Source organism: Micromonospora sp. NPDC049580 (assembly GCF_040675595.1).
Taxonomy (GTDB): domain Bacteria; phylum Actinomycetota; class Actinomycetes; order Mycobacteriales; family Micromonosporaceae; genus Micromonospora.
On the sequence record NZ_JBFAPG010000001.1, the window covers coordinates 35583 to 56153 of the forward strand.

Annotated in this window: 13 protein-coding genes and 1 pseudogene; 5 read left to right on the top strand and 9 right to left on the bottom strand. The window is 69.0% G+C overall.

The window, feature by feature from the left end; genetic code table 11:
• Positions 1-27: 27 nt before the first annotated feature.
• Positions 28-462 (top strand): very short patch repair endonuclease, encoded by a 435-nt coding sequence (locus AB0J68_RS00110; protein ID WP_363935103.1) that lies wholly within the window; start codon positions 28-30, stop codon positions 460-462.
• Here AB0J68_RS00110 and AB0J68_RS00115 read toward each other — a convergent pair.
• The 4 genes from AB0J68_RS00115 to AB0J68_RS00130 form a co-directional block, all read right to left on the bottom strand.
• Positions 452-2194 carry a hypothetical protein gene (locus tag AB0J68_RS00115; protein ID WP_363935104.1) on the bottom strand — a complete coding sequence of 581 codons (1743 nt, stop codon included), beginning with the start codon at positions 2192-2194 and terminating at the stop codon, positions 452-454. The genes AB0J68_RS00110 and AB0J68_RS00115 overlap by 11 nt on opposite strands.
• Before the next feature lie 12 nt (positions 2195-2206).
• Complete coding sequence (locus tag AB0J68_RS00120; RefSeq protein ID WP_363935106.1) at positions 2207-5269, bottom strand: helicase C-terminal domain-containing protein; 3063 nt, start codon at positions 5267-5269, stop codon at positions 2207-2209.
• Positions 5266-11697: a sigma-70 family RNA polymerase sigma factor gene (locus tag AB0J68_RS00125; RefSeq protein ID WP_363935107.1), complete on the bottom strand. Its 6432-nt coding sequence runs from the start codon at positions 11695-11697 to the stop codon at positions 5266-5268. Before AB0J68_RS00125 ends, AB0J68_RS00120 begins: the two co-directional genes overlap by 4 nt.
• Before the next feature lie 595 nt (positions 11698-12292).
• Positions 12293-12454 carry a hypothetical protein gene (locus tag AB0J68_RS00130; protein ID WP_363935109.1) on the bottom strand — a complete coding sequence of 54 codons (162 nt, stop codon included), beginning with the start codon at positions 12452-12454 and terminating at the stop codon, positions 12293-12295.
• Between the two features lie 5 nt (positions 12455-12459).
• Here AB0J68_RS00130 and AB0J68_RS00135 point away from each other — a divergent pair.
• Positions 12460-13367 (top strand): annotated as a pseudogene (locus AB0J68_RS00135) (helicase-related protein); the annotation flags it as partial.
• A 37-nt stretch (positions 13368-13404) separates the two neighbouring features.
• Here the strand turns inward: AB0J68_RS00135 and AB0J68_RS00140 are convergent.
• From AB0J68_RS00140 to AB0J68_RS00160, 5 genes are all read right to left on the bottom strand, one after another.
• Positions 13405-15243, bottom strand: a complete 1839-nt coding sequence (locus AB0J68_RS00140) for a DUF262 domain-containing protein (protein ID WP_363935110.1) — start codon at positions 15241-15243, stop codon at positions 13405-13407.
• 198 nt (positions 15244-15441) lie between these two features.
• Positions 15442-16122, bottom strand: a complete 681-nt coding sequence (locus tag AB0J68_RS00145) for an MMPL family transporter (protein WP_363935112.1) — start codon at positions 16120-16122, stop codon at positions 15442-15444.
• A gap of 169 nt (positions 16123-16291) precedes the next feature.
• Positions 16292-16585 carry a hypothetical protein gene (locus AB0J68_RS00150; protein ID WP_363935114.1) on the bottom strand — a complete coding sequence of 98 codons (294 nt, stop codon included), beginning with the start codon at positions 16583-16585 and terminating at the stop codon, positions 16292-16294.
• Entirely contained in the window at positions 16585-17646 is a 1062-nt protein-coding gene (locus AB0J68_RS00155; RefSeq protein WP_363935115.1) for an FAD-binding oxidoreductase, read from the bottom strand. The genes AB0J68_RS00150 and AB0J68_RS00155 overlap by 1 nt, the downstream gene beginning before the upstream one ends.
• On the bottom strand, positions 17643-17933 hold the full coding sequence (locus AB0J68_RS00160; protein WP_363935117.1) for a hypothetical protein: 291 nt from the start codon (positions 17931-17933) through the stop codon (positions 17643-17645). Before AB0J68_RS00160 ends, AB0J68_RS00155 begins: the two co-directional genes overlap by 4 nt.
• Before the next feature lie 212 nt (positions 17934-18145).
• Here AB0J68_RS00160 and AB0J68_RS00165 point away from each other — a divergent pair, with 212 nt between their 5' ends.
• The 3 genes from AB0J68_RS00165 (at position 18146) to AB0J68_RS00175 (ending at position 20449) form a co-directional block, all read left to right on the top strand.
• Positions 18146-19327 (top strand): helix-turn-helix domain-containing protein, encoded by a 1182-nt coding sequence (locus AB0J68_RS00165; protein ID WP_363935124.1) that lies wholly within the window; start codon positions 18146-18148, stop codon positions 19325-19327.
• Positions 19324-19863, top strand: coding sequence for a cysteine hydrolase (locus tag AB0J68_RS00170; protein WP_363935118.1), 540 nt, complete (start codon positions 19324-19326; stop codon positions 19861-19863). The genes AB0J68_RS00165 and AB0J68_RS00170 overlap by 4 nt, the downstream gene beginning before the upstream one ends.
• Before the next feature lie 67 nt (positions 19864-19930).
• Positions 19931-20449, top strand: coding sequence for a flavoprotein (locus AB0J68_RS00175; protein WP_363935120.1), 519 nt, complete (start codon positions 19931-19933; stop codon positions 20447-20449).
• Positions 20450-20571 lie beyond the last annotated feature (122 nt).

A 20571-nucleotide genomic window follows, 5' to 3' on the forward strand; every position in this document is an offset into this window, starting at 1 on the left:
CGTGATGTCGCCGGATAGGTTTAAGAGATGGACCGAAAGTCCACCTTGCCGAGACCTCTGGACGCCGCGACCTCCGCTCGGCTCCGGCGAATGCCGCGTGCCTCGACGAAGCCCGAGCTGTCGCTACGCCGCGAGCTTCATCGACGCGGCCTTCGCTTCCGGGTGAACCATCCCGGCCTACCCGGACGCCCCGACCTGGCCTTCACCCGGGCGAAGGTGGCGGTCTTCGTCGACCGTTGCTTCTGGCACCGCTGCCCCGAACACGGCACCCTGCCTCGCAACAATCGGGACTGGTGGCAGCAGAAGCTCGACCGCAACGTCGCCCGCGACCACGCGAAGGACGCCGCCCTGGCCGAGCTGGGCTGGATGGTGCTGCACGTCTGGGAGCACGAGGCCACCGACGCCGCCGCCGACCGAGTGGAGGCCGAATGGCGGCGCCGGGTGCCTCCTGCTACGCCCTGACCGGCGTACGCAGGTATCCGTTGGTACCGAAGAGCACCTTTCGATCCAGGAAACGGTTGAAGAGCCGGCACGACGGCTCCCCAAGATGGACGCAAGCGCTGCACGCGCCACTGCCACGGGCACACCCCGGATCCAGCGGGCAGCGGTGCTCTGCGTCGACGAACGCGTCGAGCAACTCGTCGAGGTTCGACTCGAACACCGCCTGCATGCCGCCGAGGACGAAGTCACCGCGAGCGGCGGCGTAGACGAAGAAGCCGAGGTGACCGGGTACCAGGTACTCGCTCAACGCGTCCCGTTCGATGCCAGAGAAGACCGCGGCCTGCCGAATGAACCTGTGGGCGTAGGTGTGCACCAGCTTGAGCAGGTCGGTGCCGGCGGACTCGACCGACGGGTCGTCACGCTTGGACGGCACCTGCACCTCCTGCAGGATCGCGACTCGCGCCGCGACCGCCCCGTCTCCCGAGGTCCATCCCGGCAACCGGTGCCCTCTCCCGACCAGCCAGGTGGCGACCCGTACCGGGTCCAGGCGGACCAGGAAGGCCTCCGTCTCGGCGAGGTTGCCGTAGAGCCGATAGCCGCCCTTCTTCCGCCGGAAGGGCACCAGCCGACACTTCGACGGGTCGTCCTCGCCCCGCGTGTAGCCGTACATCGCGTTCAGCACCGGGAACCGGTCGACGAGGTCCAGGCCGTCGATCCCGGCCCGGCCGAGCGCCGCCGGGTAGCGGTCTCGGTAACGCACGTCCAGGGCGTCACCGGGCGTCGCACTGCGCAGTGCCGTCGTCGGCGTGCGGCTCTCCGCGAGCGCCATGGCGATGTCGACCGCTTCCCGCTCTGCTTCCTCGCGCCGTTCGCCCGAGAGCCCGTCGATCGGGTGGTCGCCGGCCTTCGCCAGTCCCCCCTGATCGGCGGCGCTCTTCGCGGCGACCTCCGCGATCTCCCGGGGAAGCCCGGTGTGCATGAGCTGCTCGATCAGTTCTTCGAGGGTCGGCGGGGAGATCACGTCGGCAGGCCGGGGCACGGTCAGCCCATCGACCACCCAGACCAACGCCTTGCGAGCACCTCCGGCGAGCTTGAGTCCCTCCCGGTGCTCGGGTCGTGGCGGGTTGATCAGCACCATCCCGCGAGGCGTGTAGACCATGCGGGCCTTGTGCACGTTCCAACGGAAGGACCCCTGGCCGCATCCGCAGGGCTTGTTGAAGCCGAGCCCCTGCATCAGCCGGGTGTCACAGACGGGGCAGACGAAGGAGATGTCCGCGGCCTTGGCGCTCTTGGGAATCACGACCTTGACGTCGTCGTGCGTCGGGCACCGCTTGATGTATGGCTCAATGATCGCGCCACAGTCGTGGACGCCGACGAAGTGCAGTTGGCCCCACTTGTTGCGTTGCCCGCACTTGCACGGCCGATCGAGAGACCGTCCGATGCGCTTGCACGTCCGGCAGAGCCACACTTGCGGATACCGTTCGACCGTGACGCCGCGTCGCTCGTCGAGTTCGACCACCTCGACAGGAGCGTTTCGCATCAGGTCGTCGGCCACTCCGCCGTCCGTGCCGTGGAACGCCCACGCACCCACCTCGCGAAGCAGGTGACGTCGGACTAGATCGGTATCGACGTGGATGGGGCTCGGCGCCGACCACTCCGCGACCCGATAGACGTCGCCACGCAGGTCGACCGTCTGATTGGGCAGGAAGGTACGCAGGATCTGGCTGCCGCTGCGGGATCCAAGGACCGTCATCTCGTCCGCCTGTCAGTCGTGGATGGGAGCGCTGGCCTCGACGTCGCGGAGGCTCGTCATGGGAGATCGAGGACCGAGTTCGCTGACGAAGGTGGCCGTGGTGGCAGGGTCTTCCAGATCGGCGAACCACGCCTGCAGCCATTCGCCGATCTGTTCACGATGCAAGGAGTCCTCCGCCCCGTCGAGGCCGAGGACCGACGCCACCGCGGCTGCTTCGGCCGCGGGCGTCATCCCTGAATCGCGGGCGTACTGGCGCAGCTTCGCTGGCGTGCTGAGCCGCTGCTTGCTGGCCGGCTCGCGGATCATCAACGTCCGTGCGCCCACGACGCCAGCCACGGTGAGGTCCAGGACCCGGCGACTGCGACGCGTGATCGGAATGGCGTCGACGAAGCGGTCGCCCTGCCGCACGTACTGCGTGAACTGCCGGAACGTCTGCGCATCGCGTTCCCGGCCGATCTTGTGCAGGACGTAGACCAGGCCAGGATGCCTACGACCGACCCGCGCCGTGGTCTGGATGAACTCTGCGGTCGTCAGCGGCAGGCCCAGCATCACCATGGTGTTCAGCCGGTCTACGTCGACACCGTGCGAGAGCATCGAACTGGCGGCCACCACGTGGATCCGCTCGGCGAAGTCCTCCTCCGGCTTCTCCAACCGGTCCAGGATGGCCCGGACGTCGTCGAACTCGGTCTGCCCGGTGAGCTGCTCGACGTTGATGCCCTCGACCGTGTTGTTGCTGCCAAGACTTCGCCCGGCAGCTTCCACGTCGTAGAGCGTCGAGCCGTAGACCACGTCGGTGCCGTAGAGGCTGACCAGCGTGTCCACGTACTTCCGGTCGATGCCGGCTTCGGCATACACGGTCGCAGGGTCGTCCTTGAGCTGGCGGACGCAGCGCTGCAAGGCGTCGAGCGTCCGGTCGCTGACGTGCTCCAACGTGACGCCACGGGGCGCGACGGCGACGAACCGCCGCAACGGTTTCTCCGTCGGGGTCGTCCAGAACGATTCACCCGCTCGCGGGCCCGGCTGCGGAAAGACCCGCCCCTCTCGCTGGTAGAGGACCTTGGTCTGGTGTTCGTATCCGGTCAGCGTCGCGCTGCTCGCCACGATCTTCGCCCGAGTGCCACACAGCTCGAACTGGAGGTGGTCGAGCAGGCTCTCGTAGTGGGAATCGACCGCGCCGAGGCTGTCCCGTAGGAGGTGCAGCTCGTCCTGCAGCCGCAGTGACGGGCCGAACCGCTTGGCGTCCATGGGCAGCGGCCTGAGGGCCTTGCCGCCCTGGCAGTCCGGCACCAGACAGCCGTTGGGGTTCTTGGACCGCTCCGCGTACGTGAAGCCGTGCCATTCCACTGGGCAGAGCTTCTGTGGCGGCCCCACGAGGCCGCGCATCGCCTGCTGCAGACCGATCGATGCGGCCTTGTCGAGGGTGCCGACCACCACCGTCGGCAGGAACCTGAACACTTCCTGGTCGACGACGTACATCGGCAGGGCCTGCCCCTTCCAGGGGCAGCTCCGGTTCGTGCAGCGATGGTCGAGCTTCCACCGTTGGCGGTCGAAGCGCATCTGGAGGTTCTCGTCCCGACAGAAGGGGCAGTGCAACAGCACGCGGTACTTGTCCGGCATGCCTGGGCTGTCCGGGGTGATCTCGTCGGTCTCGGTCTTCGGCACGATCTTGTTGGGCGTTCCCGCCCGACCGACGAGGAACCCGAGACTGAAGGGTGCGCCCTTGACGCCCTCTTCCTGGCGCACAATCTCCGCGCCGGCCAGAGCGTCGGCGAACCGCTGGGTCTGCTGAAGGCTCAGTAGCCGCAGCGGGAAGCGCGACCAGGCCGTCACTCCCAGGGCTTTGCCGGTGAGGCGGTCGAAGAATGCCGCCGTCAGGAGCAACCCCAGGTAGGTCTCCGTCTTGCCGCCACCGGTCGCGAACCAGACCGTGTCGACGTACCTCGCCTCGTCCTCCGGCTCGGCGAGGAAGCGGATGGCCGAGAGCAGGAAGCCGACCTGGAAGGGTCGCCAGGCTGTGTACCCACGTCCCTCGGCGCTACGGGCGATCGCCTTGTTCATCAGCCGGAAGGCACGGAGGATCTCAGGACGGTCCCGTAGCAGCGCGAGACCGGACCGGAGCCTCTTCAGTTCCTCGAACACCTGTTCGGCAGACTCATCGGCCTTGGCACGCATGGTCGGCGTCCAACCCTCGGCCGCCTGCCGCGCGTCGAGGGCTGTCGAAGACCAATGGACGTAGTCGTATTCGTGGAGGGCGTCAACCAGGGCTTGGAGCTGAGGGAGCGGCTCGGATGCAAGCCTCATGAACGACAGGTCCGGCTGCGGAGCTGCGCCACTCCAGTAGTCGGGACGGTGGGTCTGCACGCTCACGGTGTCCGACGTGCGGAACAAGCCGGGCGCCAGGACCTCGACGCCGACGTTCACCCCATAGGCATGCACCTTCCGGTCGTATCGAAAGCTGTCCGGTAGCGCCTCCAACTCGAACGGCACGGTGGTAAGGCCAGAGACTTCGAGCTGCGTCTCGTACAGGTGGGAGTCGGTCAGGCCGGGTGCCTTCTCCGGGCTCGTGTTGACCAGCTGCACCACGACCTCGGTCTGCCGATGCCAGTCCTCCACGTCCACCCGCACCTCGGCGGAGAGGCCCGGCGCGCCCACTGCGGCGAATGCATCCCGAAGCTGCTTTCCGCCGAACGTCCCGCCCTCGCCGGAGACCAGGACCGACACAATCTCCTCGACGAGGCCCGTCCGCCACCAGCGCCGCTCTGGGTCCGGCCCGTCCTTCGGATCCTTCACCCACGCTCGTGCCCGTACGGTCACCGTCATCGACCACGGTGGCGCCCCCGCAGGGCGAAGCCGGATGGCGATCGCACATGGGTCCAGACGCTCCGACCGATCGTCGGAGGCTCCCTTGCGCACCTCGTCCTCGCAGGCGAGACGGCCCAGCCAGAACGTGCCGGAGGGTGCCACCTCGAGACGGCTCAAACCGTCGCCACGGCCCGCCGCCACCACCCGCCGGTCGAGCCAGTCGACGAACGCCTCGCAGGCTTGCTCCAGAGACTGACTCCCCACGCCGCTCATGACGCCTTCCTCCTCACGGGAACGCCGAACTCGCCGGCCTTCGAATCGTCGACCAGGTACGACCGCAACGCCACGGCCTCCTCGCTCTCCCGCAGCGTCGCCAACGACTTGCCTTGGATCTGTCTGATGCGTTCACGAGTGACGTTGAAGTGGGCGCCGATGGCGTCGAGCGTCTCCTCGTCGCCTGTACCGAGCCCGAACCTGCGCTCGAGGATGCGAACAGCCCGATCTGGCAGAAGGTCAGCCAAGGTGCTGGCGACATCCGTACGGAACATCGCGTGAATGACGATCTCGGCGGGATCAGTTCGCCCGTCGCGGTTGTCGTCGTCGAGCAGGATGTCCGACAGGCGCAGGTCACCCTCGTCTCCCAACAGCATGTCGATACTGATCAGCGGACGATCGAGATCGAGGATCGCCTGAACTGATCCAGGCTCCACGCCCGTCTCCTCGGAGATCTCCGCCAAGGTGGGTTCACGGTCGAGTTTCCATGTCAGTCTCGAGACCGCCCGGCGCACCTTCTGCATCTTCTCGTGCAGGTGAGCCGGGATGCGGATCGTTCTTCCCCGGTCCGCAATGCCCCGATCGATGCTCTGCCTGATCCACCAGGTCGCGTAGGTCGAGAACTTGGTGCCCATCGACCCGTCGAACTTGTCGGCGGCCCGCATCAGGCCGACGTTGCCGTCCTGGATCCGGTCGGCGAACTCGACGCCGCTGCGATCGTAGTGGCGCTGCTTGGCTATCGAAACCACCAATCGTAGGTTCGCGCAGACCAGTTCTGCATGTGCGCGCCTTCCGTCCGCTACCCGGCGTTCGAGACTAGAGCGGGCGCTTGGCGCCAGCTCTTCACCTCCTGCTTCCAACTCATGCTGAGCAGCGACGCCCTGGGAGATCAAGGACCACAGCTCGACCTCACGCGACGCGCCGATCAGTGGGTAACGACTGATCGCCCGCAGGTACTGGCCGACGGAGTCACCGTCATGTTCGTACCCTTCGGGTGCAGCTTGCTTCGGTCGAACCTCCGTCGACCGCGGAAGGTCGACGCCTGCATCCTCCAGCAGGCTGAGCAACTCGCCGTGCTGTGCCGAGGACAACTTCCGCTTCGTGGCCAGCAGTGCGACGTCTGCACGGCTCAGCTGGCCGCTACGTGCCCAGTCACCTAGGAGGTCGTCGAACGTCTGACCTACGACGTCATCGACCGCTCTCGCTGCTGAGCCCTGCGAGTCACCTCCGAACATCCATGCGAGGTCGTCGTCCGCGGGGGCATCGCTCTCGGCCTGTGCCGCCTCGACGTCCGATGCGTCGGCCTGGGCCTCCGAGAGTTCCGCCGGCTCGGCACTGCCCTCTGCACCATCCGTCCGTGGACCGTCGATGGACGGGCCCGTCGTAGCAGGCGGATCCTCGTGCGGTGCCGCGTGCGAGGGCTTTCGGGTCAGCGCGACCACCAGCGCATCGACCTGCCGGTGGGTCAACCGGTGCCGGGCAACGAAGTCGGCTACGACCGAGTGCGCCACTCGTGCACCACGGCGGTCGAGCATCGTGCGCAGCTCGTCCACCAACGCGTCCGTGACGAGTGGCGCGGCCTTCGTTGCGGTGACCCGCTTCGGCGAGGGCATGACCACCATCGGTCCCACGCTCAGCGGTGGAGGCTCCGCCACCACGTCGTTGGCCGGCGTCTCCGCCTCCACCACGCGAGAGCAGAGCAGTTCGAGGACGGCGGCCTCGACCGGAGGATTGGCGGATGCTTCGGCGGTCGGGAGCGCCTCCGAGTCGGATGACGAGCCAGGTGCAGCCACTGCTTGCGGGGTAGGTCCTCCGCCCACCGTCTCCGTCTTGGACGGCGCATGGACCAACGTGGGCGACGGCGTGGACGGTAGCTGGTCGCGGAGGATCCCCATCGCTGCCGGGCGTGCATAGAATTCGGCCGGCTCTGCCACGAGCGGAACGTCCCGCACCGGCGAGATCCTGCCTGCCACGGCTACGGCAGTGCTGCCCTGAGCGGCCCTCAAGGTCGCTTCGGGCGGCACCGGTGCGGACGACCACGAGGGTGCTGCCGGGCCGATGCGCGGACCGGGCAGTGCGGACCGCGCTCGGACGACCGTGCCACCCCCCGGCGCAGGCCGATGCGGTGGAGTCGGCGGCGACGGCGGATCAGGCGGAACGACGATGCCCAGCTCGTCGATCCGCTGCCAGAGCGGCTCCAGTGCCGCCTCCGGATCTCGGCTGAACACACTCCCCCGGATCCGCACGAAGACGCACTTGCCGACCCGCTCCAGCACCGCCTGGCGGCGCATGTCGCTCTCCCACTGGTCCGGCCCGTGGTAGGCGTCGCCGTCGCACTCGATAGCCAGCCGCCGGCCGTCCGGCGCCGGCAGGACGAAGTCGATCCGGTACCCGCCGATGCGGAACTGCGGCAGCGGCCGGTACCCGCGGCGCAGGATGCGGCGCAGCACCTCGCGTTCGAAGTCGCTGTCGCAGCGCTTCTCCAGGTCGTCATATGCCTCGTCGACGGCGGTGACGTTCTGGCAGTAGGTGAGCAGCAGGCCGCGGGCGTCGTCCTCGCGCAGGTCGGCGGGCTGCACCGAGTGGAACACCCACAGCTGGTCCCGGGCGCGGGAGGCGGCGACGTTGACCCGCCGGTGGTGGTCGCGCTTGGTGAAGGCGGAGACCGGGCCGTGATGCGGCTCGACGACCATCGACACCAGGACGATGTCCCGCTCGTCGCCCTGGAAGGTGTAGGAGTCGCCGACGCGCAGCCGGCGCCGTTCCATCTCCTCCTCGCCGACCTCCTCGCGCAAGCGGGTGAGCAGGTAGAGCGCCTGCCCGCTGGTACTGAGCAGGCTGACCACCCCGATGCTGCGGCCCCCGTAGGCGGGGTCGGCGACGATCGCCGCGACCCGTGCGACGAGGGCTTCGGCCTCGGGGACGTTGACGTCGCCATAGCCGATGAGGCCCTGGCGGATGCCGTCCGGGACGTGCACGGCCATGACCGGGTCGCCGATGCCCGTCGGCCGGTCGGTGCGCAGCGGCTCGATCTCCCCGCCGTAGTACGTCTCGCTGGAGAAGCCGATGATCGCCGGCACGGAGCGGAAGTGCTCGGTGAGCAGGATGCGCTCCGGGGAGCGTCGGACGGCGTGGTCGTAGAGGCTGCTCTCCGGGTCGAAGTGCTCGGCGGAGGGCACGTCGACCAGGTGCGAGTTGATCAGGCCGCTGACCGTGCCGACGAACGAGAGCTGCGGTCCGATCTGCTGGTCGTCGCCGACGACGACGGCCCGCTCGGCGAGGCTCAGCACGGGCAGCGAGAACATGTCGGCCTGGGAGGCCTCGTCGACGATCACGACGTCGAAGTGGGCGCCGCCGGCGAACTGCTCGATGGCCCGGTCGACGGACATGACCCAGACCGGTACGGCGTCGACGGCGGCGCTCATGGCCCGCTGGGCGTGCGCCTGCCACTGGGCGGCGTTCTTGCCCGTACCCTTTCCGATCTTCCTCAGGGCGGTGGTCCAGTCGGCGAGCGCGGCCCGCCGGCGGTCGTCGAGGGCCTTGGAGACCTCCAGCCAGGAGGAGGCGACGACGAGTTCCTGGGTGAGTCGCCGGATGCGGTCCCGGGTCTGCTCGACCCGGCGCCCGAGCGAGACCGGGTCGACGCTGCCCACGACGGTGTCGAACCAGGTCTGGGCGCGGCGCCACTGCCAGCGGTGCGGGCAGTCGCCGCCGCTGCCGGCGAGGGCGGACGCGGTGCCGGCGTCGATCTCGGCGGTCCAGGCGGGGGCGGCCGGGCGGAGCCGGTCGGCGAGCTGGGTGAACCGTTGCGAGTCGGGGCGCAGGCCGGCCAGGCGGCGTACCTCGTCGAGGATGCCGTCCCAGCCAGGCAGGTCGTCCTGCTGTCGGCTCTGGTCGAGCAGCCGCCACAGTTCGCTGGCGTCGCTGGTGGACATGCCGGCCTGGAGCAGGGCACCCAGCTCGCGCTCCTCGGCGACGAGCCGGTCGTGGGTGAAGACGGTCGCGCACCGGGCGACCAGGTCGGTGAGCGCGGTCAGCCGGCGTACGTCGACCGCCGGCTCGACCCGAGGCACCAGTCGGCGGACGGTCGCGTGCAGGGTGGGCCAGCGGCGGCGGTCCCAGTCCAGGGCGGTCGCCGCGTCGCTGAGCAGTCGACCGGCCCAGAGTTCGGGCTGGTCGCCGGGTTCCTGCGGCAGGTTGAGCAGGTTCCGCCACTCGGTCCACCGGGTGGCGAGTTCCTGCCGCAGCCGGAGACGGTTGACGTACGCGACGACGATCTCGACGTCGTCGGCGGTGCGCAGGACCTCACCGTCGATGCGGCAGTCCGCGGCGAGCTTGGCGAGGGTGCCCTGGAAGAACTTGCTGACGCTCTTGCCGGCGGCGAAGCGCTGGCGCAGGTCGCCGAGCTGTGCCAGCAGCCGGCGTGGTTCGGTGAGGTGCGGATCGGCGACGGTCACCCGGTGGCCCGCGACGACCCGGGTCGCGGTGGCGAGTTCGGCGAGCGCCCGCTGGCACGCGGCGACATGGTCCTCCCACATGGCCCGCCAGTTCGGGTCGGCCTGCAGGAGTTTCGCCAGCGTGTCCGTCCAGGCACCCTCCCGGGCGGACAGCAGGGTGAGCGCCTCCCGCAGGTGCCCGGCGAGCTCGTCGAGGGCGGGCCGGCCGAACGCCCGTACCTCCGGCAGCACCACACCCGCGGCGGCGAGGCGGTCCAGCTCAGCACGGGTGGCGGCGAGTTCCCGCCGTGCCGCGAGAACGGCCGAGGCGGTCGGCATCGCGGCCACCGTCGGCAGGTGCCGCAGCGCCTGCGTGCGGTCCTGACGGGCGGTACGACGGGCGATGTCGAGCAGGTCGGTGAAATCCTCGACGGTGAGCGGCGCGTCGAGGTCCGGTGGGATCTCGTCGGGGATGTCGCCGTACCGGTCGGCCCGGTCCCGCAGCCAGCTGCCGACGTCGCTCGGCGACAGCCGGATGCCGTCGATCTCGTACTGCGCGGACTCGTTCTCCGCCAGGGTGCGCAGCGCCCCGAGCGCCTGGCCGAGGTCCCGTTCGGCCTCCTCGAGCTGGCGGCGCAGCCGATCCACCCGCTGCTGCTCGCTGCGCTTGTCGAGGGTGGCGCCCCGGTCGGAGAGTTCCCGGGCGGCGAGCTGGAGCTGGACGAGCTGGTCGGTGGAGCGGCCGAGCACCGCCAGGCAGAGCGACTGGATCTCCTCGGGCAGGCCGTCCCGCAGGACCCGCAGCGGATCCTCCTTCTGCGCGACCACGAGCACCCGCTTGCCGTGCGCCATGAGGTGGCAGATCAGGTTGCGGATGGTGTGGGTCTTGCCGGTGCCGGGCGGACCCTGGACGGCCACGTTGCGGTGCTGGGCGAGCCGCCGGGCGATGGACTCCTGCGCCTCGTTGGTGGGCAGCGGCATGAGCAGCCGCTCTCCCAGCGGCGCCCACCGTGCCGGCTGGTCGTGCGGCATCTCCAGGCGGCTCGGCTCGTGGGCGAGGATGGCGGCCAGTGCGCCGATGCTGGCGGTGTCGCCGCTGAGCAGGCGGGCGCGCAGTTCCTCGAGGAAGCGGCGCAACATCCGTTGCCGGGGCCGGACGAAGAGCACGCCGGTGTCGTGGACGTACGGGCCGACCGGAGCGGGTGCGTCGTCGGCCCGGACGGTCGGATCGAGCCCGAGGCGGCGCAGGGCCCGCTCGAGGAATTCCAGGCGGGTGAAGTCGTCCCAGACGTCGAGGTCGAGCTGCCCACCGGAACCGGCGAGAGCGAGCAGCTGGCTGAGGTACCGCTCGTCGAGGCCGGTCAGCGGGTCGGTCTGGAGCCGGCCGGCGCCCTGCGGCACCACCCGGATCATCGACCGGTCGGCGTCGAACTCGATGGCGACCGGGGTCACGACGAGCGGGTACTGCACCCGGTTTCCGACCACGTCCGTGCGCAGGACACCGTGCCCCCACACCAGCTCGTGGGTGGCTGCGTTCATGTCGATGCGGTGCTTCAGGTCGAACAGGCTCCGGTGCAGCCTGCGGACCGCCTCGGTACGTCGGGCCTGGTCGGCCCAGGGACGCCAGTCCCGCTCCCGCCACTGCTCGAACCGGGTACGGAGGTGCTCGACCGTCTCCTCGTCGCCGGCCAGCCGGGGCTCGGTCTCGTACGAAAGCGGCCCGAGATACGGGCCGAACTCGACGGGCGCCCGCAGCTGCTTCGGCGCGGGCGGCAGACCGACCCGCAACCAGCTGGTGCCGTCAGGGGAGACGCCCACCTGGCAGTCGGGGTGAGCCGGCAGCTCGTGCTGCCAGAACGCGTCGGCCTGCGGCACCGTCCGGGCCGGCTTCTCCATCTGCGCTCGGACGGCCATCAGATAGTCGACGAGGGAGGTGGCACGGTCCAGGATCAGCGCCGGCGATTCCGTGGCGGACGGGGAGCGGGAGAGCATGCGGCACCTTTGGTTCTGGCGGGTGGGGCTGGCCCGGTGACGAGTCTGGTCCGACGTCAGCGCACGTGGTGCGGCACTCCCACCTCCCCACCGGCGGTGTCCGAAACACTACCTGCGGCACGCCAGCCAGCGGACCCTCATCGTTCACCCGATCGGGCGGCCCTGTCGGCCCGCTCAAACCCTGTCAAGAACCTGCACAGGCAATAGTGCCCGCAGCAACAATTGCCATCGAGCGGGTGCACCTGGCGCGAGCAGGGCGACATACGCCGCGCTGCGCCGTCGCCTCGTCGGGCACAAGGCGCTCGGCCACGGCCGGTGCTCATCCGCAGCGCGACCAACGACCAGAACACGCCGTCGAAATGCCACTCGAGGCAGGTGGAGCGCCAGCGGCGCCAGGGGGACGTCCTCGGCCCGGTAGCCGAGCGGATACCGGCGGCGGTCGGGAGACCCGAGGGGCCGCCCGGGGCGGACGTACCAACGGGCGCGGGCCGCACCGCAACGACCGACGCCGGACCCGACGTCAGCCCGAGTCGGCAGGGGGCCGGCCCCTCACAGGCTGGTGGCCGCCTACGCATGGGCCGGCGGCCACCAGTGTTCAAGCGGTGAATTGGGCTATTGGACGCCCCACCCTCTGCTTGTTGTAGTTGCTGCCCTGACCATCCGGCTTGTAGTTGCTTTCCACGTTGCCGGCGATGTCGATCGAGAACCAGTTGACGGTGGTGTCGCTGTTCACCTTGACGGTGGTGTCGCTGTTCACCGTTTCGGGCGCTCGGGTTCTGCGTGAGCATCGGGCACGCCGAGTTCATGGCGGACTGGTTCACCAAGCACGGCGTACTGTCGGCGGCGGTGACCTCGCGGGTCGACGCCGCCGGGCGGCAGGCGTTGCTGACCGCCTTCCGCAAGCGTGAGCTGCGGGTGCTCTTCACCGTCGACCTCTTCAACGAGGGCGTCGAACTCCCGATGGTCGACACGATCCTCATGCTGCGGCCCACCGAGAGCGCCACGATCTTCCTGCAGCAGCTCGGTCGTGGTCTGCGCCTGGACGACGACAAGCCCTGCCTGACCGTGCTCGACTTCATCGGCGGCCAAAACGCCAACTTCCGGTTCGACCTGCGCTGGCGGGCGCTGACAGGGGTCAGCCGTCGGGCCGTCGAGGCGGCCGTCCGGGATGACTTCCCGTCGCTGCCGAGTGGCTGCCACGTCGAGCTGGACCGGGTGGCGAAGGAGGTCGTGCTCGCCAACCTGAAGTCGACCCTGCCGACGTCGAAGAACGGCCTGGTGGCGGAGCTGCGGCAGCTCGGCGATGTGAGCCTGGCCGAGTTCCTGCGCGAGACCGGCCTGGAGATTGAGGACGTCTACCGGTCGGCGAGCATCGGCGGGTGGCGCGGGCTGCGCCGTCTCGTGGGCATCGACAGCTCGGCCGCCGGCCCGGACGACCGCGAGCTCGCCCGGGCCATCGGGTGGATGCTGCACATCGATGACGTCGACCGCCTGGACCTCCTCGCTCGGGTCGCGGGCATCGCCGGCGGCGCGCTGGGCGTGCCGGCATATCTATACGCCGGGCCCACGACCTACCGGTCGCACACCGGCGACCGACGCAGATCGAGTGGCAACTGAGCCACCCGCTCCCGGCCGACATGTACTCGGCCGCTCGGGCGATCGCCGCCTGAGCGACGACCGCCCGAACTCGACTGAGCTACCTGCGCGTCAGCTTGGCCGTGGCCAAGCCGTGTTGGCGAGGTTGGCGAGCACCAGGCTCCGCATCCAGACGTGGTCCTCGGTCCACCCTCCGGACCAGTTGGGGATCTTTCCGTCTGGCACGCCCGGAGATGCTTGCAGGACACTGGCGGCGGTCAGCAGCAACACCGCGTGATTGGTCAGTGCCACCCGCTTGGCGGACCAAGGCCCATTGCTGATCGACGAGTTGAGCTTGGTGGTAGTTAGGGTCAGGTTGCCGAGCATGTGAATGACTTCGTCCCGTCGCTCCCTGGCCTTCTCGGCGGGCACCTCGGTGGGAAGCGGGTAGTGCTGCTCCCACTGCTGCGGGAGCAGGTGCTCGACGCTGAGCTTGGCCGCCTGAGCCGGGCTAAAGCCCATCTCCGACTTTTCACCTCGCAGCTGGGCTTCCAAGCCGCCGAGAAGGACACGCAGCCGGGGACCGCGCAGCAGCCTGTACAGGTTTCGCTGCAGCAGACCCGTCGCGAACTCGCCGTCCTCCGGCCAGTAGCGCGAGTCGGCGGTCTGCCCGGCGAGCTGGTCCCGCAGCTGCTCACCGGCGACGGTGTCGTCGACCTTGCGGAGGTTCTGCAGCAGCGACAGAAACAGCCGGTTGTAGTCCTTGGTCGTCAGGCCGCAGACGAACCGCCGGACGATGAAGGATTCGATGGCGCCGGCGGCGATGGCACGTTGCTCGGCGCTGATGCCGTCCTTCGCCTGCAGGTGCAGCAGGATCGGCACCGGCGTGGTGGTGCTGAGCAGGTCGAGCACCTGCAGGAGACGGCCGGTCGGGTCTGAGCCGGGCAGGCTCTCCATGCGCTGCATGGCATGGCCGTGGTGGGCCAGGTCGGCCAGGACCTCCGCAGCGGACGCCTTCTTCTCCCCCAGCCACCGGCGGAAGTCGGCGAACAGCTGCTCCACGGGAACTTCCAGCCCAGTCCGGATTGACAGCCAGTAGGAGAGCAGCAGGTCGATGCGGGCTCGCCTGAACCGGCCCGTGGTGACCTCCTCACCCCACCGCGCGGCTTCGAGCGGCACCCAATACTTCTGGTGCAGGTCGGTCACGTCCTCGCCCTGCTGCTCGGCCAGCCGGAACAGGGTGTTCTTCACCAGGTCGGAGGCGCGCAGGCGGGTGCCCCGGTCGTTCAGCGTCTCGAAGATGACCTGGGCGTCGTCGTGCCCCTCTAACTGGATCTCCACCAGACCCAGGCGCTCCCGAAGGGCGATGACCAGCGCATCGGCCCGCTCGACGGGCTCGGTTGTTTCGGCAAGCCAGGCATGCAGCTCGTCGTCGAAGTACCGGCGCGCTGCGATCAGCCGGTGTTCCCCGGGCCGCTCCGCAGGGAGCTTCGCGGCGAAGAGCGCCTTGAACGCGTCGCGGTCCGGCAGCGACGGCCAGACCTTGTACCGCTCGTACGGGTGCTGCTTGTGGATAAGCTGCTCGGTGTTGTTGAGCAGCAGCTTCAGCAGCCCCTCGGCGTTCTCGGCACCGTGCTCCCGCGCGGCGACCCAGCAGGCGGCGAGCAGGACCTGGAGGGTCGTTAGGCGCTGCTGCCCGTCGATCACGTTCATCGCGAGGATCCGGCCGGGCGCCGGAGGCATCCGCTCCAGCACGATCGCCCCGAGGAAGTGGGTGCGCGGTGTCGCGGTGTACGCGTCGGGGACCCCGCTCATCTCCGTCTCAACCTCCTCGGCCGCCGCCCGGACGTCCGACCAGAGCGGCGCCCAGTTGCGCTCCTCGTCCCAGACGTAGGGGCGCTGGAAGACGGGAACCACGTGGCGCCGGTCAGTGCCGAAGATATGAACAAGCTGGACAGTATCCGCCTTCATGCACGCACTCCCCTACTCAGCGATGCGGGAACAGTACTGGCACCAGCCCGTCGATGTAAGCCCTCGCCGTGCCGTCCAAGCCATCTAGGCCAGCGCTTCATGCGGTTACTCGAAGCGGCGGGCGGAAGAGCAGGAAATTGATGTAGTCGGTGCCGATGCCGAACAACACGATCAGCAGGATCAGCAGGATCAGCAGGATCAGCAGGATCGTCTGCAGATCCTGACTGACACTGAGATCGAATGCCTTGCCCCCTTGCCCACGGCGGCGACGAGACCCGTCGTGATGCTCAGAACGACGCCGACGACCGCCACGGGCAGCAGCGCGGCGATGGGGCTGCGGAAGATGATCAGGTTTAGTCCGATGATCAGGATGATCGTCGCGACGCCGACCACGGCGAAGGCATCGTTGAAGGTGTCCTCGTTGTCGACGAAGCTCGCCGCGTCGCCGGCCACGCCTGCGGTCAGCCCACTGTTCGCCAGCTCCGGGCCGATGTCCGCGCGCAGATCGCGTACGGCGTCGAGCAACGCCGGGTCGTCTGGGGCAGGGGCGTCGAGCCGGACGTTGACCGCCTGCACCGACTTGTCCGGCTCCACAGCTGGCGGACTGGTCAGGTAGCCGGTCGTGTGCGGGATGTTCTTGGCCTTGAGCGACTGGGCGAGCTGGCCCACTCTCGCCTCGTCCGCCGGCGTGAGCTTCTGTCCGTCGGCGCGCTTGACCACGATGATCGCCGTCGCTGTGGCCTGCTGCGGAAACGCCTTCTGCCCGAGCTCGGTGGCCTGCACGGACTCGTACGAGCGGGGCAGGAAGCTTTCCTGATCGGCGGAGGTGATGTCGCTCAGCGATGGTGTGGTGAGGATGATGGCGGCTGCCGCGAGCACCCACCCGGCAATCACCCACCACGCTCTGCCCACAACGAATCTGCCCAGCCGCTAGGTCTGGATCCGCTCGCTCTTCAGGATGGGGCCGCCGGTCGATTCGACGGTCGTGTAGAAGTCGACGTCGTACTAAGCAAGGCTCAGCCACTGTCGCCTGGCCCCATCCAGCAGGTCACGCATCCGGATGTCCTGGTAAATCCGGCGGGTGTGTCCTGTCGTACCGAAGTCTCGCCTGGTGGGTCTGCCAGGTGCGCAGGGCGCTCTTGATGCGGTGGTTCTCGGCCTGGGCGAGGTCGAGTTGGCGGCCCTGTTCGTGCAACTCGTGGGCGAGGCGGTGGAGCAGCGCGTTGACGTGCTCGGGTTCGTAGCCACGGCGTCCGAGTCGGGTGCGGGGCAGGTCCAGGGCGGCGACCCGGTCGGGGGTGAGCGGCCCGGTCAGGGTGTGTCGACTGCGGTAGACGGCCATCAGCGGGTGAAGCTTTCCGGCAGGTGGATGCGGGCGGCGGGGACACCGAGGGCGAGAAGCCGTGGTCGCGCGGCGGCCAGCATCGCGGACGGGCCACAGAGGTAGATGTCCTGGTCGGGCTGGTGGTGGTCGAGGGCGATGGTGAGGGCGTCGCCCTGCTCTGCCGGCTCGGCGCAGGGGTCGTCGGAGAACGCCGGCACGATCGTCAGCCAGTCGTGGGCGCATTGCAGCTTGTCGAGCGCTATCGCGTCGTACAGGTCGACGAAGGCGCGGACGCCGACGATCAGGGTGACCCGTCGGCCGTCCGGTGCGGCGGCGACCTGTTCGACCAGGGCGCGTAGCGGTGCCAGGCCGGTGCCACCGGCGACGAGCAGCAGGTCGCCGGTACGCGTCGGGTCGAGGCGTAGGCCGGTGTTGCCGGGTGGGCCGAGCCAGAGCAGCTCTCCGGGGCGTACGTCCTGGACCAGGCGGTGGGAGACGGCGCCGGCGGGAACGGCGCGGACGTGCAGCTCGACGGTGCCGTCGGCGCGTGGGAGGTTGGCCGGGGAGAGCCAGCGCCAGCGGCCGGGCAGGCGTGGTGTGCAAACGGGGACGGCCTGGCCGGGGTGGTGGGGCAGCCGCCGCCAGGGACGTACCGTCAGGATGGCGATGCCCGGCGACGGCCGTTCGTGGCCGATCACCTGGGCGGGCCACCAGGCCGGGCCGTCGCCGACGCGGGCGGCGGTCCGTCGGATGGCATGCGTGGCGCGGTCCACGGCGCGCTCCCCGATGGTCGTCCACAGGGGATGCGGTGCATGGCGGGCCAGGGTGGCGAGCAGCGCGTCGCCGATGGTGGTGGCGTGTGGGAGCAGGTCGTAGCGACGGTACGCGCGGCCGAGCACCATGAGCAGCGCCGCGCGGCCCGCCCGGTCGTCATCGCCGGCCACGAGACCGCCAAGCGCGGCGAAGAACAGCGACGCCTCGCGCTGCGGCAGCAGCCCGGGGCGGCGGTCCTCCAGGGTGCACCAGAAGTCGGCGGCCGCCCGGTCGTCGACCGACGCCCAAGCGGCGGCGAGGCTCATGCGGCCACCTCGAACGCCCGCCTGACCCGGGCAATCCGGCCGTCCGGCAGCTCGGCTGCCCTCAGGACGCCCTCCAGGTAGTCGAGGACCCGCCGATGCTGCGCCTCCGACCAGCCCAGACCGCACCATCCGGTTGCTTCTCCGTCGAGCACGGTCGCCAGGTGCGCGGCAAGCCGGCCCAGATCAACCCCGATGAGGTACGGCGACAGCTCCGCGTCCGCCGCCACCAGGCGCAGCCAGCGGGCGACCAGTTCGGCCGGTGTCGTGAGTTGCTCAGGGGTGGTCATGGCGGCTCCGAGACGTCGACGGATCGAGTGGCGCCGGGGCGGGCGGGTGCGGGACTGCGCCGTTGAGGGCCAGCGCAGCTCCGGAGCCAGCACCCGCCCCGGGCCATGCGTCCACCCTGGCCAGGCCCTCGGCTTCCCGGTATGACTACTCGCTGTATCTGCGCTGTACCTATGCTGCACCGGGAGCCGATAGGCTGCCGGAAGCGGCCATGATGCGATGGGAGGCGAGAGCTTTGCCGACTGTCGAGGCGTGGACAGGTCGCGAAACCCGTGCACTGCGACAAGCTCTGCGGATGAGCATCCGCGACTTCGCGGAGAACCTCGGCGTCAGTGAGCGCACCGTCTCCAAGTGGGAGGCAGGCCGAGAAGCGGTTCGTCCGCGGCCGGAGATGCAGGCCGCACTCGACACCGTGCTGAGCAGAGCCGGCAGTCAGGTGGCAGATCGCTTCATCAGCACCACCAGCAGAGCCGTCCCCCAGCACAACCTCGTCAGTACTGGCTACCGGGTTCAGTCCCACAAATTCATACCGGTTTACACAGGCGCATCCGCAGCCGTGGAAGTTGTGGCGCAAGAAGCCTTCGAGGCACGTCACCACGAGTGGATGAAGGTCGCGGTCGCCGGTTTGCACCACCCAGAGGGAACGTGCACCGCTCACGTCTTTGCCTGCGGCGTCGTGGTGCTGCACGTCATGCAGGAACTGCACCTTCCTAACCTGGCGGCACTGGCGACGTGGCGATACGCCAGCTACGAGGATGACGTGCCCTGGGCGGCCGATCAGGTTGGGCGGCTTCTCTCGTCTCCACCATCCTCCGACCACGTCGCGCCCGAGTACGTCCTGTCGATGTACGTCCTGCAGGAGTCGGCGTGGACCGGTGACGAGCTCGAAAACGCCCTGCGCCTGATGAGCCTGCCGTCCGTGCTGGTCAACCGGCGCGCACAGCCAGGTCCCGAACCAGTCGGAGACCACGTCGAACGCCGCCTGCTGGCCCAAGGCTTCGATCAGCCCTCCGTTCAGCCCTTCGGCGTGCAAGGAGTCTCCGTCGGCTACGCCAGTTGGGCGGGTGTGGCCTACCACGCTCTCTCGCCCGAGCAGGCCCTCATGGTTGACGACCTGGTGTCCTGCGAGGTGGACGTACAAATGCTCTGGGCCTACTGCCGCCACATCCAACGTCAGGTCGAAGAAGGGCGGGACCCCACCATGCCGCCCGAGTTCGGCTGGCGATTCCTCCGCGCTGCCCACTCCCGAATGACGACCGCCAGAGCTCGCGAGACAGCGCAACACTGCATGATGCGCGAGGCGACCCTCGTTACAAGCGGCCTCCCAGCACGCCTGACGCAGGCCCAGGCCGCCCTTCGCGAGACCGCGGAGTTGAGTGGCAGAGTCGACAGATGAACGAGAAGCGTGCCGCCCTGATCGTCATCGACATGCAGAACGGCTTCATCAACGACCTCAGCAGAGGCGTCGTCCCGAAGGTCATTGAGCTGGTGGAACACTGGGAGGCAACCGGGCGGCCGGTGGTGTTCACCCGCTATCACAACTACCCCGGCAGCCCGTTCGAGCGGTTGATCCACTGGTCGTCGGTACAGAACCCACCCGAGACGGACATCGTGCCCGAGCTGACAGAGCATGCGAGCCGCGCCAGAGCGGTGATCGACAAGAAGATCTACTCGTACTTTTCTTCCGCTGGGGTTGCCTTGACAGAACAGGAGGGATGGACCGACCTGGTGTTCTGTGGCCTCGCGACGGAAAGCTGCGTGATGAAATCGGCGGTTGATGCCTTCGAACGCGACCTCACACCGTGGCTCGTGACGGACGCGTCGGCCAGCCACGGCGGACAACCCGCACACGAGGCGGGCCTGTTGGTTGCCCGCCGGTTCATCGGAGCCGGGCAGCTCATCAGCACCGACGATGTGCGCGTCAAATTCTGAGAGACGCCGCGAGGGCCGGCTCGTATCCACTCGATCGAACGTCGTCCGACTCGGGCAGACTGCGGTCATGACGGAACGCCCGGTGCTGTATCTGGTCGTCTGCGCCGCCGGTCCCGCGGAGCACATCGACGAGCTGGTCGACCTGCTGATTGCCGACGGGTGGCAGGTGTGCATGATCGTCAGCCCCACCGCCGCGCCGTGGCTCGACCGAGCGGCGTTGCAAGAAAAGACCGGCTATCTCGTACGCGTGGAGTGGCGCATGCCCGGCGACCCGGAGCCGCACCCGCCGGCCGATGTGGTGGTGGCCGCGCCGGTCACGTTCAACACCGTGACGAAATGGGCGCTGGGCATCAACGACACGTTGGCGCTCGGCGTGCTCAACGAGTCGCTGGGCGCGGGCCTACCGCTCGTCGCCTTTCCACACGTCAAGGCAGAACTGGCCGCCCATCCGGCGTATTCGGGTCACTTGGCGATGCTGCGCAGTGCCGGTGTTGTCGTCGCCGAAGAGAGGGCGCTGAACTCGGCGGGCGGGCGGGATCGGTGGGACGTGGTCATCGAGGCAGCGCGCTGGGCTCGACGGTCCTAGGAGGCGGTTCCCCGTCGGCGATGTCGAACCGCGCGGTCGTTACGGGCGTTGCGTTAAGCCGCCCAACGCTAGCCACGTCGGGGAGCAGGCCCTGGTAGTGCGCCAACACAGGCCCGAGCGCC

Bases quoted from the DNA above. Each gene is read 5' to 3' on its own strand.
- AB0J68_RS00160 (WP_363935117.1), bottom strand. From the start codon at position 17,933: ATGACCACCCCTGAGCAACTCACGACACCGGCCGAACTGGTCGCCCGC.
- AB0J68_RS00150 (WP_363935114.1), bottom strand. From the start codon at position 16,585: ATGGCCGTCTACCGCAGTCGACACACCCTGACCGGGCCGCTCACCCCC.
- AB0J68_RS00165 (WP_363935124.1), top strand. From the start codon at position 18,146: ATGCGATGGGAGGCGAGAGCTTTGCCGACTGTCGAGGCGTGGACAGGT.
- AB0J68_RS00115 (WP_363935104.1), bottom strand. From the start codon at position 2,194: ATGACGGTCCTTGGATCCCGCAGCGGCAGCCAGATCCTGCGTACCTTC.
- AB0J68_RS00120 (WP_363935106.1), bottom strand. From the start codon at position 5,269: ATGAGCGGCGTGGGGAGTCAGTCTCTGGAGCAAGCCTGCGAGGCGTTC.
- AB0J68_RS00175 (WP_363935120.1), top strand. From the start codon at position 19,931: ATGACGGAACGCCCGGTGCTGTATCTGGTCGTCTGCGCCGCCGGTCCC.
- AB0J68_RS00170 (WP_363935118.1), top strand. From the start codon at position 19,324: ATGAACGAGAAGCGTGCCGCCCTGATCGTCATCGACATGCAGAACGGC.
- AB0J68_RS00110 (WP_363935103.1), top strand. From the start codon at position 28: ATGGACCGAAAGTCCACCTTGCCGAGACCTCTGGACGCCGCGACCTCC.
- AB0J68_RS00155 (WP_363935115.1), bottom strand. From the start codon at position 17,646: ATGAGCCTCGCCGCCGCTTGGGCGTCGGTCGACGACCGGGCGGCCGCC.
- AB0J68_RS00140 (WP_363935110.1), bottom strand. From the start codon at position 15,243: ATGAAGGCGGATACTGTCCAGCTTGTTCATATCTTCGGCACTGACCGG.
- AB0J68_RS00125 (WP_363935107.1), bottom strand. From the start codon at position 11,697: ATGCTCTCCCGCTCCCCGTCCGCCACGGAATCGCCGGCGCTGATCCTG.